The sequence below is a fragment of the Streptomyces sp. NPDC057963 genome (assembly GCF_042887155.1).
GTDB lineage: Bacteria > Actinomycetota > Actinomycetes > Streptomycetales > Streptomycetaceae > Streptomyces.
Window position 1 is genome coordinate 345,595 of the sequence record NZ_JBHVPX010000010.1, and the last position, 15,639, is coordinate 361,233.

Consider the following 15,639-nt stretch of genomic DNA (forward strand, 5'->3'; position numbering starts at 1 on the left):
TCCCCCGGAAACCGCTCAGGCGAGAGCCCAGGCGACGTCCCTGAGCAGGGCGTGACGCCAGCCTGCCCGGTCGTGGTCCGAAGCCGACCGCGACACCCGCACCGTCGCGCCGGCCCGCTCGGTCAGGGCCTCGGCCAGCTCGCAGTGGGGCAGCATCCGTGCCTCGTGTTCCCCCACGTCGAACGCGCACCGCAGAGCGGACAGGTCGGGGCCCCGGCGCAGGCGCGCGGCGATGGCGCCGCCGACCGGGCCGCCCAACGGGTCCGCCAGGTCCAGGGCGCCGGGCGTCCACCAGAAGGACGCCGACTGGCACGCGATCCGCGAGACCAGGTCCGGGAACTCCAGCGCCGCGTACATCGCGCTCAGCCCGCCCAGGCTCTGCCCGGCGACCACCAGCCGGTCCAGGTCGGCCGGTACGCCGGACTGCGCCACCAGCGGCAGCAGTTCGTCCCGGACCGCCTCCCACAGCTCGGGCCTGCACCCGAACTCGGCCTGCCGGTCCTTGGCCGGGAGGAAGACGAGAGTGACGGGGGCCAACTCACCGGCGGCGACGGCCGATTCGAACGCGGTCATGGCCGGGTGCAGGTGCAGCCAGTCGTCCCCGTCGAGCAGCAGGACCACCGGTCCGCCCCCGCCGACCGGGTGTACGCGCACGGTGCGGCGTCCGCCGAGCCGCCCGCCGGCCCAGCGGAGCCGGGTACGGGGGAGGGGCAGGACGTCGTCGGGGCCGATGACGGGCCAGTGCGGCTGGGCCGGGGCGTCCGGCGTCGCGGCGATGGACCGGTCGGCGCCGGCACCGGCCGGGTTGAACGGGTCGGCGCAGGCCGCGTCGCCCGCGAGGAACCGGTAGGTCACCCGCAGCCGCGCGGGCATGCGCACTTCGGCGTACCAGCAGTCCGTATCGGCCCATCGGCGCAGGGGAATCGGCGGCGACCAGCTCTCGAAGCCGATGTCGGCCGGAGAGCCGCGCCACAGGAACAGGGTCAGCCAGCCGCCGTCGGCGGGGACCGACACGGGCGTCCGCGCCGCCGCCCAGAACTCGTCGCTGCCGGGTCTGCCGGGCAGCCCGAACCCGGCGAAGGCGTTCACCTCGGCGGGCGCGGAGCCGGAGCCGGGATCGGTCACGACCGGCCGGTGAGGCGGCCGTCCGTCGTCCGGAAGCACATGTTCGGGGGCACGTTCGTGGTGTCCTCGGTGCGGACCCGTTCGCTCACCGGGCGCATGAACATCTCCTTGTGAGAGGGAGGGGGAGAGGTTAGGCTCATCACGCATTAGGTGAGCCTAACCTAATATGATTCCTTCCTTCCGCTCCGATCCGCCACCTGGACAAGCCCTGACCGGGCTGCACGACCTGACGCACACTCACGACGCGGCCGTCACCGGCCCGTCGGACCCGAGGAGACGCTGACGCATGAACACCAACCCCTTCGACGACCCCGAAGGCCGCTTCCTGGTCCTGGTGAACGACGAGGGGCAGCACTCGCTCTGGCCGTCCTTCGCCGAGGTTCCCGGGGGATGGGCGACCGCCCTCGGTGAGAACACCCGTGAGGCATGCCTGGACTTCATCGAGACCCACTGGACCGACCTGCGCCCCCGGTCCCTCGCGGCATCCGCCGACTGACCCCGCGCAGCGGACCGCGGGGGTCGAGGTCCGCCGTACGTCGCGGAGTTGACCACGTGTGCGGAGGGCGGGTGCCGCCCGGAACGGCAGCGTTTCCGCAGGGGTGATCCCTCGCTGGACTCGCTAGTTAGGTAAGGCTAACCTTATCTCGTTTGTTTCATCGGGGTGGCCGGGCGATGCGCCGCACTTCGATCGTGGAACCGAGGAAGGAAAGCCTTGATCACGGCTACGCCGCGCCCCGCCCCGCTGCCGCATGCGCACCCCGCACCGACGCCCTCCGTGCGCTCCGCCCGTGAGGACGATGCCGCCGCACTCGCCGAACTGTCCCAGCCCTTTGTGCACTCGGGGGCGCTGCGGGAGCGGCCCGCATCCCTCTATGCAACCCACGCGGCCGACTTCCTCGTGACGCAGGCCCCCGGAGGCCCCCTCGAAGGCTGTGCCGGCCTGCGCGTGCATCCGGCCGGCCCGGGGGAGGGTCGCGGGCCCGCAGGCGTTCTGTACAACTTCTGCGTGGCCGGGCACAGGCAGGGGTGCGGGGTGGGAGCCGGGCTCCTGCGCGCCGTACTGGCCAGGGCGCACGCCCAGTCGCTCGATGCCCTGTTCACGGCGACGACCGGCGACGGCGGCCTGTTCCTCCGGTACGGGTTCGCGCCCACGACCGCGCGTCTGGCGCCTCTGTCCTGGGCCGAGTCCCTGGATCCCCGGCGCAACGCGCGGATCCTCGCCAGGGTCCTGTGACCATCGGCCCGAGCGGGCCCGCCGGTTCCCGCCGACATCCCTGACTGTGATGCGGTGACCCCGGGCCTCCGCCCGAGGGGCAGGCGCGGGAGGGGCCCGCTGCCCGGCGGACGGCGCCGCAGCGGACAGAGCCGGCATCGGTGTGCCGACCGGACACATGGTGGGGCTCTCGCCCCGGACCGGCATCAGGGGCGGGGTGGCGCAGGTGGCCGCCGGCCGTGCGTGGGCGGCGTGTCGCCTGCGGCGCTCACGCGCTACTCCTGTTGTGGTTCCCGCCTGTTGCCGGGAACCACGGTCGTGCCGGGGCTCGTCTCGTCGAGGACGCCTCGCAGCACCGCGTGCGGCACGCGGCCGTCGAGTACGTGCGCCCTGCGCACGCCGCCCCGGACGGCCCGCAGGCAGCCTTCCATCTTCGGCAGCATCCCGCTGGCCAGTCCCGGCAGCAGCCCGTCCAGCGCATCGGCTGTCAGGTGCTCGATCACCTCGGTGCTGTGCGGCCAGTTCGCGTACAGCCCCTCCACATCGGTGAGCATCACCAGCCGCTCGGCGTCGAGGGCCACGGCCAGGGCCGAGGCCGCGAGATCGGCGTTGACGTTGTAGACCTGTCCGTCCTCACCGCGTGCCACGGGGGAGACCACCGGGATGTGCCCCTGCTCCAGGAGCGTGCGCACCATGCCCGGGTTGACGTCCACGATGTCGCCGACGAGACCGATGTCCACCGGTCGGCCGTCCACCCAGGCCGGGCGCCGCACCGCCGTCATCGTGTGCGCGTCCTCGCCCGTCATGCCCACCGCGAAGGGTCCATGGGCGTTGATGTGGCTGACCAACTCCCGCTGGACCCGGCCGCTCAGCACCATGCGCACCACCTCCATGGCCTCCGGCGTGGTCACCCGCAGGCCCGCTTCGAAGTGGGATTCCAGGCCGAGGCGGTCGAGCATCGCGCTGATCTGCGGCCCGCCCCCGTGCACGACGACCGGGCGCAGGCCCGTGTGCCACAGCTCCACGACGTCCCGGGCGAACGTCCGCTGCAGGCTCGCGTCCACCATGGCGTTGCCGCCGAACTTGACGACGACCGCGCTGCCCCGCAGTTCCTCCGGCCGGAGGAGTGACCCGGTGGACGGATCCGCGTCCGCGCGCTCTGTGACGACCGGCCTCGGCGTCGACGGCCCGCGAACGCGGCGGACTGCCGAGACGGCCGCGCAGGAGTCGACGCAGGGTGAGTCCACGGGTGATCTCCCTCTCCTGATGACGTGCGCACCGTTGGGCCCGAACTGCCAAGATTCTCTTAGCTTAGCCTAACCTAAATTGTGATCATTCCGGTCTGGACCGGCCTGTCTCCCGGAGTTTGAGCGGAAGTCAGCGGCGGGCCCGCGCAGGGGGTTTGCCGACCAGGAGGACGATCCGGGCGGCGGCGCAGGTCGGTCGGGCACCGCTCGGCCCGCCCCCGGACCCCGAGCAGCCCACCTGCCGTCACGAAGCGGTCCGGCACGTCGGCGGTTGTCCGGGGCCCCGGGCCGAGGATCCGGGCCCGGGACACCGCCGGGCCCTCTCTCCGTCTCCGCTGCGGCACGCTGCTCGTGGCGCCGGGGACGGGGCACCCGTAGGTGCCCCGTCCCTTGGGGCGCCTACGGGTCAGGACGCGGGCAGCTCGCCGCGGACCGTGCGGGCCGCGGCGACCAGGTTCTCCAGGGACGCCTTGGTCTCGGGCCAGCCGCGGGTCTTCAGGCCGCAGTCGGGGTTGACCCACAGCCGTTCGGCGGGAATGGCCTTCAGTCCCTTGCGGAGGAGGGCGGCAGCCTCGTCCGCGTCGGGCACGCGGGGGGAGTGGATGTCGTACACGCCGGGGCCCGCTTCGCGCGGGTAGCCGTGCGCGGCGAGTTCGCGGGCCACCTGCATGTGGGAACGGGCGGCCTCCAGGCTGATGACGTCGGCGTCGAGGTCGTCGATGGCCTGGACGATGTCGCCGAACTCGGCGTAGCACATGTGGGTGTGGATCTGGGTGTCCGGTCGCACGCCGCTGGTGGTGAGACGGAACGACTCGGTGGCCCAGTCCAGGTACGCGGCGTGGTCCGCCGCGCGCAGCGGCAGGGTTTCGCGCAGGGCGGGTTCGTCGACCTGGATGACCGATGTGCCGCCGGCTTCCAGGTCGTCGACCTCGTCGCGCAGGGCGAGGGCGACCTGCCGGGCGGTGTCGCCGAGCGGCTGGTCGTCGCGGACGAAGGACCAGGCCAGCATGGTGACGGGCCCGGTCAGCATGCCCTTGACCGGACGGTCGGTGAGCGACTGGGCGTACGAGGTCCAGCGCACCGTCATCGCCTCGGGCCGGGAGATGTCGCCGGCCAGGACCGGTGGGCGGACGTAGCGGGTGCCGTAGGACTGGACCCAGCCGTGCCGGGTGGCGAGGTAGCCGGTGAGCTGTTCGGCGAAGTACTGCACCATGTCGTTGCGTTCGGGCTCACCGTGGACCAGGACGTCGATGCCGGTCTCTTCCTGGAAGGAGATGACCTCGCCGATTTCGGCCCTGATCCGCTCCTCGTAACCGGCCGTGTCGATCCGGCCCGCGCGCAGGCCGGCGCGGGCCGCGCGCAGCTCGTCCGTCTGCGGGAACGAGCCGATGGTGGTCGTCGGCAGCAGCGGCAGTCCGAGGTGGGCACGCTGGGCGGCGGCACGCTCGGTGTACGGCTGGGAGCGGCGGCCGTCGGCGTCGGTGACGGCCGCGGTCCTGGCCCGTACGGCGGGGTCGTGGGTGATCGGGGAGTTCGCGCGGGAGGCGAGGTCGGCGCGGTTGGCGGCGATCTCCGCGGCGACCGCGCCGGTGCCCTGGGCCAGTCCCTTCGCCAGCGTGACGACCTCGGCGGTCTTCTGCTCGGCGAAGGCGAGCCAGCGAAGGATCTGAGGGTCGATGTCCCGTTCGGGCGCCGTGTCGAGGGGGACGTGCAGCAGGGAGCAGGAGGCGGCCACGTCGACCCGGTCGGCGAGGCCGAGAAGGGTGGCAAGGGTGGACAGCGACTTCTCGTAGTTGTTGATCCAGACGTTGCGGCCGTCGACGATGCCCGCGACGAGCCGTTTGCCGGGCAGCCCGCCGGCGGCGGCGAGGTCGTGGAGGTTGGCGGCGGCGGCATCGGTGAAGTCCAGCGCCAGGCCGTCCACCGGGGCCTTCGCCAGTACGGGGAGTGCCGCGCCGAGCCGGTCGAAGTAGGAGGCCACGAGCAGCTTGGGCCGGTCGGTCGGGCCGCCGAGTTCACGGTAGGCGCGGGCGGCGGCGTTCAGTTCGGCCGGGGAGCGGTCCTGGACCAGCGCGGGCTCGTCGAGCTGGACCCACTCCGCACCGGCGGCACGCAGATCGGCGAGTACCTCTGCGTAGACCGGCAGCAACCGGTCCAGCAGGGTGAGCGGTTCGAAGTCGGCCGCCACCCCCGGGGCGGGTTTGGCGAGCAGGAGGTAGGTGACAGGGCCGACCAGCACGGGCCGGGCGGTGTGCCCGAGCGCAAGGGCCTCCTTGAGCTCGGTGACCTGCTTGGTGGAGTCTGCGGTGAAGACGGTGTCCGGGCCGAGCTCGGGGACGAGGTAGTGGTAGTTGGTGTCGAACCACTTGGTCATCTCCAGCGGCGCCACGTCCTGGGTGCCGCGGGCCATCGCGAAGTAGCCGTCGAGCGCGTCGGCGGTGACGGCCTCACGATGCCGCTGCGGGACGGCGCCGACCATGACACTGGTGTCCAGGACGTGGTCGTAGTACGAGAAGTCGCCGGTGGGCACCTCGTGGACGCCGGCGTCCGCCAGTTGCTTCCAGTTGGACCGGCGCAGGCCGGCCGCCGTTTCGCGGAGGGCGTCGGCGGTGACCCGGCCCTTCCAGTAACCCTCGATGGCCTTCTTCAGTTCCCGGTTCGGGCCCTGGCGGGGGTAGCCGTACACGGTGGCCCGTGCTGCCGCGGCTGCGGACTTCGCTGTCACGGAAATCTCCTTCGCGAGATGACTCCTTGAGATCCCGGAGACGGGACACGGACGCGAAGGGTGACGGACCGGACGGATCGATTGCGCCCCCGGGGCGCTCGTCCGTCCGGTATGTACGCCGACCCGCCCACGAGGTCACCGGGATATCCGCACGCGATCGGTCGCGTGCGGGCAACGGGCAGGTCTTCGGACTCGCGGGCACGTCCGCCGAGGCGGACACCTACTGGCCGTCGCTTCCCAGATCCGAGGTCCGGATCCAGTGCGTATGACGGCGGTTGTTCCCACTCACCGCTGCGGGGCAGTCCCGGATTCCCACCGGGTTCCCTCTTGCGACGCGCCTGTCTGGCGGACAGGGCGAACCAGCTGCACCGGCCAGACTAGAGGGTGGGCTGCCCCCGGGGCACCGCCGTTCACATCCCGGAACGTGACATGTGACACGGAATCTGCCCGGGGAGCCGTGTGCGAAGGGGAGTTGACGACGAACACGGCCCGGTCCTGGGAGCGGACGACCGTCTCGGTCAGGGTGCGTACGGCGAGGTCGCGCACGGCTGCCACCGTCTGCGCGACGTCACCTCGAAGCGTGGTCGGTGACACTGCTGCGGCCCGGGACGCCGGCGAACTCGACGGTGATGGTCAGGCCGCCGCCGGGACCGGGCACTGCTGAGATGTTCGCGCCCTGCGCCTGGGCGATGGAGCGCACGATGGACAGGCCCAGCCCGTGGCCGGAGGTGCTGGTGCGGTCGGCGCCCAGTCGACGGAACGGCTCGAAGAGAGCGGGCATCCGGTCGGGAGCGATGTGCTCCCCGGAGTTGGTGACAGTGAGCCGGCTGCCCCCAACCGTGACCTGGACATGGCCGCCGGGGTGGTTGTACTGGATGGCGTTGCGCACCAGGTTGGTGACGAGGTGGCGCAGCAGGACGGGGTCCCCGGTGACTTCTACGGGCCCGGTTTCCACGCGGATGGTGACGTCATGCGCGGCGGCGAGCGGCCCGAGCTGAGCGACGGCCTGCCGCACCGGGTCTCTGAGGTCGAGGGCGTGTCTCTCGGCCAGGCCGCGGTCGATGCCGGCCAGCAGGAGCAGGGCTTCGATGAGCCGCTCGGCGTCCCGGTTCGATTCCAGCAAGTCGTCGCGTACGCCGGCCAGTTCCGGAGGGATGGGATCGGCCAGCCCTACTTCGAGCAGGGTGCGCTGGACGGTGAGCGGGGTGCGTAGCTCGTGCGAGGCGTTGGCGACGAAACGGCGCTGGCTGTCGAAAGACCTCTCCAGGCGTTCCAGCATCGAGTCGAAGGTGTCGGCGAGACGGTGCAGATCGTCGTCGGGCCCGACGAGTGCCAGTCGTTCATGGAGGTCTCCGTCGCCGATACGGTGGGCCGCCTCGGTGACCGCGGCGACCGGTTTCAGGGCACGGCCCGCGAGCCACCAGCCGACGAATCCGGAGATCACCGCCATGATCAGCAGGCCGACCCCGGACCAGAGCAGGAGCTGGTGCAGCACCGCGTCCTGGACGAACTCCGCGGCGACGGCCGCGTGGTCCGTCGCCCGTCCGCCCGGTGGCATGGAGCTGGGCCCCATGACCGACGGCGAGGGGGACGGGGCGGCCGCGGGAGTCTGCGGTGTGCCGGAAATGTAGACGAGCCTGACCCGGTCGGCGATCCCACTGCGTGCCAGCAGCGCGACGAAGGTCACGAGTGCCGCGCCCGAGAGCAGGAAGACTCCGCTGAAGGCCGTGGCAAGCCGGACGCGGAAGGGGAGCCGGGCGATGCGGGTACGGATCATCCGCATCGGGCGCGGGACGGTGGTCAGCACAGGCGGTACCCGGCGCCCGTGTCGGCGGACACGACCGCCCGGCCGGCAAGCTTGGCCCGCAGCCGGCTGACCGTGGTGCGCACGGTGCTGGTCCGGGGGTCGAGGTGCCTGTCCCAGACCTCGTTGATGAGCTCCTGGTGCGACACGGGCTCACCGTGTGCCTCCATGAGAAGGCGCAGCACGTCGAACTCCTTGGCGGTGAGCTCGACCGGCTGTCCGGCGACCTGGACCTCGCGACGTGCGAGGTCCAGGCAGATGCCACGCGAGCGCAGCGCTGGAGGCGCCGGGGCGGGGGCCCGCCGGGACAGTGTCCGAATCCGGGCGACGAGTTCGGCGAAGTCGAAGGGTTTGGCCAGGTAGTCGTCGGCGCCGAGGTCTTCGAGGCCGTAGACCCTCTCACTGGTGGCCGTGGCGGCGGTGAGCATCATGATGCGCGGGGGCTCGTCCAGTGCGCGCAGTGTGCGGCATACGGCATCGCCGGACAGCACGGGAAGGTCGCGGTCGAGGACGACGACGTCGTAGTCGTTGAGCAGGGCGAGCCGCTCGGCGACGTCGCCGGACGCCGCGACGTCGACGGCGATGGCCACCCGGCGCAGCCCCGCCGCGACGGTCCGGGCGAGCACGTGGTGGTCTTCGGCCAGTAGCACCCTCATGGCACCCCTTTCCTGCGGTCGTGCGGCTGGACCGGCGGAGACGCCGCCCTCTCGCAGACCAGGAGAACATCCCCCTGGTTGCAGGGAGATAAGTGCGGCAGAGGCTGGGCCCGCAGACCGTACTGATCCCTGGGCAGGGCATCGCGAGCTCTTATCCGGCTGTCATCGGAGTCAGGGTTCCATGGCGCCGATCACCAGGCGGGGACCGAATGGCTCCGCCGTGGACGGCCCCGAGAGGTTCCCATGCCTGCATCAGCAAGAAAGCGCACCCTGTGCGGCGCGGTCCTGGCCACCGCCCTGCTCCTGGCCGCCACCGCCTGTGGGAGTGGAGGCGGCGGCGACACGGTCGCATCGGCCGGCGGCGAGAAGAGCGCCGAGGGCGCGCCGAAGCTCTCGGCGGTGGAGAAGAGCGAGAGGTACAAGGACTGCATGGCCGAGCACGGCGCCCCCGTGCTCGCCGGCAAGGCCGGTGAGCAGGCCGATGCCCCCGTGCCCGAGCAGACGGTCTCCCCCGAGAAGGCGAAGGCGGCGCAGGACGCGTGCAAGCAGTACGCACCGACCGCCACCGATGACACCCCGAAACCGGATGCCGCGTGGATGGCGCAGATGCGGGAGTACGTGAAGTGTCTGCGCGAGAACGGCTACGACGCTCCCGATCCCGACCCTGAGACCGGCCGCCTCGGCGGTCACGACGGGTTCAACCCCAACACCCCGGACATGCAGAAACTGATGGCGGCGGGCGAGAAGTGCAAGGCCCGCAATCCGGCCATGGCGCCCCGGTGAACGGCCGGCAGAGGGAAGAAACGTCTGGAGCCGACGCGCCGGCCGGGGCGAACCCGGCAGAGGACGGCCGGGCGCCCGGTCCCCGGCGGAAGCGCCGCGGGCGCATCGCGGTACTCGTCGCCACCTCCTCGGCAGTGGTGACGCTGGGGGCGGTCACACTCGGGCTCGGCGGCGGCAGCGACGGGCCCAGGCAGCCCGCCGCGCTGCCACCGGCCACCGCACCGGTGGAGACGGTCACACTCACCCAGCGGGACACCGTCGCCGGAACGCTGGGCTACGGGGAGAAGAAGCCGCTGCTCAGCGCGGCAGCGGGCACCGTGACCTGGCTGCCGGACCCCGGACGGACGGTGTCGCCCGGTGAGCCGGTGCTGCGCATCGACGGCAGGCCCGTGCCGCTGATCGACGGGGACACCCCCTTCTACCGCGAGCTGCGCAAGGGAGTGGAGGGAGCGGATGTCCGGCAGCTGAAGAGAAACCTGGCGAACTGGGGATACACCGGTTTCGCGGTCGACGACAGCTATACGGCGGGCACGGAGCAGGCCGTCATGCGCTGGCAGAAGAAGCTGGGCGTACCGCAGACCGGCACCGTCGGGCCCGGTGACACGGCCGTCGCGGACGGCACCGTCCGGGTCGTCGAGAACAAGGCCGCGCCGGGGCAGGTCCTGGTCCCGGGCACGGAGCTGCTCACCTACACGGCCACCGTCCGGAAGATCGGCGTCGACCTCGACGCCGACAAGCAGAAACTGGTGAAACGCGGTGACACGGTCACCGTCGTCCTGCCGGACGGCAGCCGGGCGCAGGGCACCATCAGCTCGGTCGGAACCGTCGCCACCAAGAACGCGGGCGGAGACGGCGGGCAGCAGGACCAGGACGGCGGCAGTGGCAGGAGCACGGTCAAAGTGACCGTGTCCGTCGCCAAGAAGGACCAGGCCGAGCTGGGCCACTACGACGGCGCCCCGGTGGACGTCGAGATCACCGCGGCGAGAAAGAAGGGCGTCCTCGCCGTGCCCGTCACGGCACTGCTCGCCCTCGCGGAGGGTGGGTACGGAGTCGAGGTCGTCAAGGGCGACACCGCGCGTACGGTCGCGGTCGAGACGGGCATGTTCGCCGACGGCAAGGTGGAGATCTCCGGCGGCATCAAGGCCGGCGACAACGTGGGGATCCCCAAATGACCCTGCGTACTTCTCCTGCGGCCGGCGACGGAAGCCCCGCCGCAGGCATCGACGGGACCCCGCAGCCCGGCGGGGGCGCGCCGGTCGTCCAACTGGACACCGTCAGCCGCACCTACGCCGGTGGTGTCACCGCACTGGACGGCGTCTCGCTCACGGTCGACCGGGGCGAACTCGTCGCGATCGTCGGCCCGTCCGGCTCCGGCAAGTCCACCCTGCTCAACATGATCGGCACCCTGGACCGTCCCAGCGCCGGGTCGGTCCGTATCGACGGCCACGACGTCGCGCTGCTGAACGACCGGGAACTCTCCGCGCTGCGTGCGATGAGCCTGGGTTTCGTCTTCCAGCAGTTCCATCTCACCGCCGGCGTCCCCGCCGTGGACAATGTGGCGGAGGGACTGCTCTACGCCGGACTGCCGCTCGCCGAGCGTCGGCGCGCCGCCCGCACGGCACTGGAACGGGTGGGGCTGAGACACCGCGTGGATCACCGGCCGCACCAGCTGTCGGGCGGCGAACGGCAGCGGGTGGCCATCGCACGGGCGCTGGTGGGCCGTCCCCGTCTCGTCCTCGCCGACGAACCCACCGGAGCGCTGGACTCCAGGTCGGGTGCCACGGTGATGCGGCTGCTGCGGGAGCTGCATGCCGAGGGCACGACCATCGTGGTCATCACCCATGACCGCGACATAGCCGCCTCGCTGCCCCGGCAGATCCATGTGCGCGACGGCCGCATCACCAGCGACTCACGACCGCGAGAGGCGGTGTCCGCGCCATGACATCACGCGCCGGCGTGAGCGGCCTGCGAGTCGGCCGGACGAAAGGGCTGGACGTGCTGCGCACCGGGGCATCCGGGCTGCGCGCCCGCCCGCTGCGGGTCTTCCTCTCCGCGTTGGGCATCGCCATCGGCATCGCGGCGATGATCAGCGTGGTGGGCATCTCCACCTCCAGCCATGCCGACCTGCAACGCACCCTCGACAAGCTCGGCACGAACATGCTGACCGCCACCCCCGGCCAGAAGTTCGACGGCAGCACCGCACAACTTCCCCAGAACGCCGTCGCCATGGTCGGCCGGATCGGCCCCGTCGTGTCCGCCACCGGTACCGGCGACATCGAGGACACCTTCGTCTACCGCAATGACCACGTTCCGGCCGCCCGGACCAGCAGCGTCAAGGTACGGGCCGCCGACCTCGGACTGCTGGACACGGTCAGGGCGAAGGCGGCCCGCGGAAGCTGGCTGAACAAGGCGACCGCCCGGTATCCGGTGACCGTCCTGGGCAAGGGAGCCGCCGAGCGCCTCGGTGTCAGCACGGTCGGCCCCGACACCCGGGTGTGGCTGGGCGGCCGCTGGTTCACCGTGGCCGGCATCCTCGAAGAAGTTCCGCTCGCCCCGGAGCTGGACTCGAGCGCGCTGGTCGGCTGGGAGGCAGCCGGCACCCACCTGGGCTCCGACGGCCATCCCACGACGGTGTACGTACGTACCGACGACGCGGCTGTCACCGATGTCCGGAACGTACTGGCGGCCACCGTCAATCCCGAGGCGCCGACCGAGGTCAAGGTCAGCCGGCCCTCCGACGCCCTGGCGGCAAAGAACGCCACCGACCAGGCGTTCACGGGGCTGATGCTCGGTCTGGGCGGGGTGGCACTCCTGGTCGGCGGTGTCGGCGTGGCCAACACCATGGTGATCTCCGCCCTGGAACGCCGCAGTGAGATCGGGCTGCGCCGGGCCCTCGGCGCACGGAGAGGGCACATCCGGACCCAGTTCCTGGTGGAATCCCAGCTGCTGGCCGGTCTCGGCGGCGCGGGCGGCATCGTACTCGGTCTCATGGTGACCAGCGCCTACGCCATCTCCCGAGGCTGGCCCGTGTACGTACCGGTGTGGGCCATGGCAGGCGGATTCGCCGCCACCCTGTCCATCGGAGCCCTGGCAGGCATCTACCCCGCGCTCCGCGCCTCCCGCCTGGCCCCCACCGAGGCACTCGCCACCCCATGAGCCCGCTGCGGCCATGGCCGTCCGGATTCCGTACCGGCGCTCAACAGGCACCGTCCGCGCGCCGGTAAGGGAAGCCGGACGCACCGACCCTGATCCCGGGGCCCTTCCTCGGTACTTCATGGCACAGGCCGTAACGACCGTCCAAAGGCGTCCGGCTCGTCCATGAGCGGTGCTTGATGTCCAGGTCAGGGCGTCTTTGTCCGAGGGAGCGCGCACAGTTGGTGAGAGCTGTGTGAGAGCGCGTGAGGCAAGGAAGCCCCGCCATGTGCCGGCGCGGCTTCTGTGCCCGGTGGACTACGCCGGCGTCGAGGGTGCCGGGCGGGCGCCGTTGCACTCCGGCTCTCCGCTTCCGAGCACGCGGAGCAGGGACGCGGTCGAGCCGAACGGCGCAGGCCCCACGGCTGCTGCTGTGGCGGTGCCGAGGAAGACGTACCCGCGCTTGTCGTAGCCGACAGCGAAGCGCAGGTCCGCAGGCGGTGATGCGGATCGGCAGATGCGCTTCAACCGGATATTCGAAACGAGAGGGCCTTGGCAGCCCGACCTGGCCTCTCTTCGTGCCCGCTGCGTTCTCGGAACACGTCGATAGGGCCACGCTTCCGCTCCCTTGAAGCGGAAGTAAATCGTCCTTTTATGGCGGGTATTGACGTCCTTTCAGTCGAATGTCATGATCACGGCGTGGCGGCGCGTCGCCTGTCAAATGCCCGATCGGAACATCGAGCCGGATAATTCTCTCTTTCATGGAGCGTTCTCGAATGAAATTCGCGCGGAGAGCGGCGACCGTTGCAGCGGCCGCCTTCCTGACGATTGCCACCGCAGGTAGCGCCCATGCTCAGGACTCCGATGTCTACTGGGCGATGAACAGCAACTTCTGTCTCGGCCATGACGTCACCGACGACGTGCGTCCCCTGTACTCCCCCTGTAACTACGACTACTCGCTCAGCCGGCCAGGCCAGGCCGGCTGGCAGGTGACGTGGCACGAGGACAACAGTAATCTGGAGGCGAATGACGGCCATGCCTGGGCCATGAAGACGATAGGTAACAATGGTAAGTGCCTGACCGCATACTGGCAGGGGCAGGTCTATCTTGAGCCCTGCTCGAATCCTGTCAACTGGTACGAGCAGTGGTATGAGGACTGGAACAACGGTTACTTCCACCTCAGGAATCGCGAGACCGGTCAGTGCATAACCGCCGACATGAGGTCTTCGGGTTCGGATATCAAGACGGCGGCATGCGACTGGAATAACTTCGATCAGAATCTGTGGTGAGCGAACCCACGGCTTTGAAACCGTCAGGACGGCTGCGGCACCTCGCCGCGTTGTCGGGACGCCCGAATACATCCAGTATTCGGGCGTCCCTCCGCCTTGCGACGCACCGCATCCGGCGCCGCACGCCGGTCCACCAGGGATCACGGGACAGCCCTTGGGTTCGCCCCGGCGATGTGGGATTTCGTGGTGCATGAGAGGGTCGGACGGGTGAGCGAGACACCACCGAACACCCTGCAATACCGCTTTGACGGGCCGGAAGACGCACCGATCCTGATCCTGGGGCCCTCCCTCGGTACGTCATGGCACAGGTTGTAGATCGCGTCTTGTGGGGTCCAGGCTGGTCCAGGTGACGCGCGTAAGTGCAGGTCAGGCCCCTGTGGTCCAGGAGCGTCTACGGTGTTGGTGAGAGCGATGTGAGAGATGCGTACCCCCGTCGGTAGGTGCCGGCGGGGGTTCTGCGTGTCGCGGCGGTCTTTCTGCGGGGCGATCGATGTGGCCTGTCGGGTCGGGGCGTCTACGCGTCCCTTCTGCTGGGGGCGGGCGTTGACGACGCTTCGGGTGCGTTCAGTGAGGTTGCCGTCTGCGGATGGGGAGGACGCTCAGTGCCATGACGGTGCCGTCGTCGTGGAAGGAGATCGGCCCGTTCCATCGGCCGGTTTTGTGGGTGTTGTGTGGGGTGGAGCGGCTTTGGAAGGCGGCTTGACGGTATTCCTCCACGCGGCCTTTCTTGATGAGTTCGTACAGGTGCTCGGCCATACCGGAGAATGCCTCGATGCGTACGGACCCCATACGGAAGACATGGTCCGTGCCGACGAATTTCGTGCCGCCGACTTGGATGTCTGCGTCGTCAACGCTTGATGTGGCGGCGAAGGTGGGCACGTCGTAGTGCTGTCGTCCCTGGCGCGTGGTGAGGAACTGGGCGGTTTGGGGTCCTCCGCCGGCCAGCGCGGTCAGGTTGGCAGCTCCGGTACGGGCCAGGAGCTGACCGAACCAAACGCGGTCGACCTCGGCTACTTGGAAGCCGTCGACGGTCCGTGCCCGTTTCCCGTCGCGGGCGGGTATGTGAATGGCGTTCGGGTAGGGGATGCCGGCCTTGTCTCGGATCTCTACATCGGCGTTTCCCGGGGCACCCGGTGTGCGGAGGGGGAGAAGGGATTCGCCTCGCGCCTGCAGGGCATTGACCCCGATTCCGCCCTGCCCCATGAGTTCTGTGGACAGGATCAGGCACGGCGTCGTATTCCACGGGCCGATGTGCATGCGTTCGGTCAGCTCGGCGCCCTTTGCAAGTTGCTGGACGGTGGTGCTGCGGGTCCGCCCTCCTCGTTTGCTCGGCCTCTGGTGGTTTCCTCGGCAGGCTACGAGCGTGATTTTCGACGGCTCGCCGGGTTTCCACGCTTCGATCAGGTAGTCGGGGCGGGGCCGTGAGGTCTTGTTCCGTTGTGAGTGGACGTTAAGGCCGTGTCCTATGTGGTGAGTCGGAGGAGTCGTTTGTAGCAGCAGAGTGCGGCGGCGAGTCCGAGGAAGGCCAGGTAGTTGCGGGGATGGCGTTCGTAGCGGTGGTTGAGTCTGCGGTAGCCGGTCAGCCACGACATCGTGCGTTCGATGACCCACCTTCGGCGTCCGAGCCGTTCACTGGATTCGATTCCCTTGCGGGCGATGCGGACG

At 70.3% G+C, this 15,639-nt stretch carries 14 protein-coding genes and 1 riboswitch; of the genes, 7 read left to right on the plus strand and 7 right to left on the minus strand.

What is annotated here, in order from left to right; all coding sequences use genetic code 11:
- Positions 1–15: 15 nt before the first annotated feature.
- Positions 16–1,125 carry an alpha/beta hydrolase-fold protein gene (locus tag ACFVT1_RS24605; RefSeq protein ID WP_389799074.1) on the minus strand — a complete coding sequence of 370 codons (1,110 nt, stop codon included), beginning with the start codon at positions 1,123–1,125 and terminating at the stop codon, positions 16–18.
- A gap of 286 nt (positions 1,126–1,411) precedes the next feature.
- On the opposite strand from ACFVT1_RS24605, the gene ACFVT1_RS24610 reads away from it, so the two are divergent.
- Both ACFVT1_RS24610 and ACFVT1_RS24615 read left to right on the plus strand, forming a co-directional pair.
- Positions 1,412–1,621, plus strand: a complete 210-nt coding sequence (locus tag ACFVT1_RS24610; protein ID WP_389799076.1) for an MbtH family protein — start codon at positions 1,412–1,414, stop codon at positions 1,619–1,621.
- Positions 1,622–1,837: 216 nt separating this feature from the next.
- Entirely contained in the window at positions 1,838–2,359 is a 522-nt protein-coding gene (locus ACFVT1_RS24615) for a GNAT family N-acetyltransferase (protein ID WP_389799079.1), read from the plus strand.
- A gap of 254 nt (positions 2,360–2,613) precedes the next feature.
- Here the strand turns inward: ACFVT1_RS24615 and argB are convergent, their stop codons facing one another.
- The 4 genes from argB to ACFVT1_RS24635 all read right to left on the minus strand — a co-directional run bounded on the left by argB (position 2,614) and on the right by ACFVT1_RS24635 (position 8,770).
- Positions 2,614–3,405 carry an acetylglutamate kinase gene (gene argB / locus ACFVT1_RS24620; RefSeq protein WP_389799130.1) on the minus strand — a complete coding sequence of 264 codons (792 nt, stop codon included), beginning with the start codon at positions 3,403–3,405 and terminating at the stop codon, positions 2,614–2,616.
- A 586-nt stretch (positions 3,406–3,991) separates the two neighbouring features.
- Complete coding sequence (metE, locus tag ACFVT1_RS24625) at positions 3,992–6,310, minus strand: 5-methyltetrahydropteroyltriglutamate--homocysteine S-methyltransferase (RefSeq protein WP_389799081.1); 2,319 nt, start codon at positions 6,308–6,310, stop codon at positions 3,992–3,994.
- Positions 6,311–6,469: 159 nt separating this feature from the next.
- Positions 6,470–6,689, minus strand: a riboswitch (cobalamin riboswitch).
- 189 nt (positions 6,690–6,878) lie between these two features.
- Positions 6,879–8,117 carry a sensor histidine kinase gene (locus tag ACFVT1_RS24630; protein WP_389799083.1) on the minus strand — a complete coding sequence of 413 codons (1,239 nt, stop codon included), beginning with the start codon at positions 8,115–8,117 and terminating at the stop codon, positions 6,879–6,881.
- The gene (locus ACFVT1_RS24635; RefSeq protein ID WP_389799085.1) at positions 8,111–8,770 is read right to left on the minus strand and encodes a response regulator transcription factor; all 660 of its coding nucleotides are present in this window, start codon (positions 8,768–8,770) and stop codon (positions 8,111–8,113) included. The genes ACFVT1_RS24630 and ACFVT1_RS24635 overlap by 7 nt, the downstream gene beginning before the upstream one ends.
- 243 nt (positions 8,771–9,013) lie before the next feature.
- On the opposite strand from ACFVT1_RS24635, the gene ACFVT1_RS24640 reads away from it, so the two are divergent.
- From ACFVT1_RS24640 to ACFVT1_RS24660, 5 genes are all read left to right on the plus strand, one after another.
- Positions 9,014–9,553, plus strand: coding sequence for a hypothetical protein (locus tag ACFVT1_RS24640; protein WP_389799087.1), 540 nt, complete (start codon positions 9,014–9,016; stop codon positions 9,551–9,553).
- Positions 9,550–10,725 carry a peptidoglycan-binding protein gene (locus ACFVT1_RS24645; RefSeq protein WP_389799089.1) on the plus strand — a complete coding sequence of 392 codons (1,176 nt, stop codon included), beginning with the start codon at positions 9,550–9,552 and terminating at the stop codon, positions 10,723–10,725. The genes ACFVT1_RS24640 and ACFVT1_RS24645 overlap by 4 nt, the downstream gene beginning before the upstream one ends.
- Positions 10,722–11,495: an ABC transporter ATP-binding protein gene (locus ACFVT1_RS24650; RefSeq protein ID WP_389799091.1), complete on the plus strand. Its 774-nt coding sequence runs from the start codon at positions 10,722–10,724 to the stop codon at positions 11,493–11,495. Before ACFVT1_RS24645 ends, ACFVT1_RS24650 begins: the two co-directional genes overlap by 4 nt.
- Complete coding sequence (locus ACFVT1_RS24655) at positions 11,492–12,709, plus strand: ABC transporter permease (RefSeq protein ID WP_389799093.1); 1,218 nt, start codon at positions 11,492–11,494, stop codon at positions 12,707–12,709. The genes ACFVT1_RS24650 and ACFVT1_RS24655 overlap by 4 nt, the downstream gene beginning before the upstream one ends.
- A 752-nt stretch (positions 12,710–13,461) precedes the next feature.
- Positions 13,462–13,974 (plus strand): hypothetical protein, encoded by a 513-nt coding sequence (locus ACFVT1_RS24660; RefSeq protein WP_389799096.1) that lies wholly within the window; start codon positions 13,462–13,464, stop codon positions 13,972–13,974.
- Between the two features lie 564 nt (positions 13,975–14,538).
- Here the strand turns inward: ACFVT1_RS24660 and ACFVT1_RS24665 are convergent.
- Positions 14,539–15,231, minus strand: a complete 693-nt coding sequence (locus tag ACFVT1_RS24665) for a hypothetical protein (protein WP_389799099.1) — start codon at positions 15,229–15,231, stop codon at positions 14,539–14,541.
- Between the two features lie 206 nt (positions 15,232–15,437).
- A partial coding sequence (locus ACFVT1_RS24670) for a transposase (protein WP_389799101.1) occupies positions 15,438–15,639 on the minus strand: 202 nt, incomplete at its 5' end.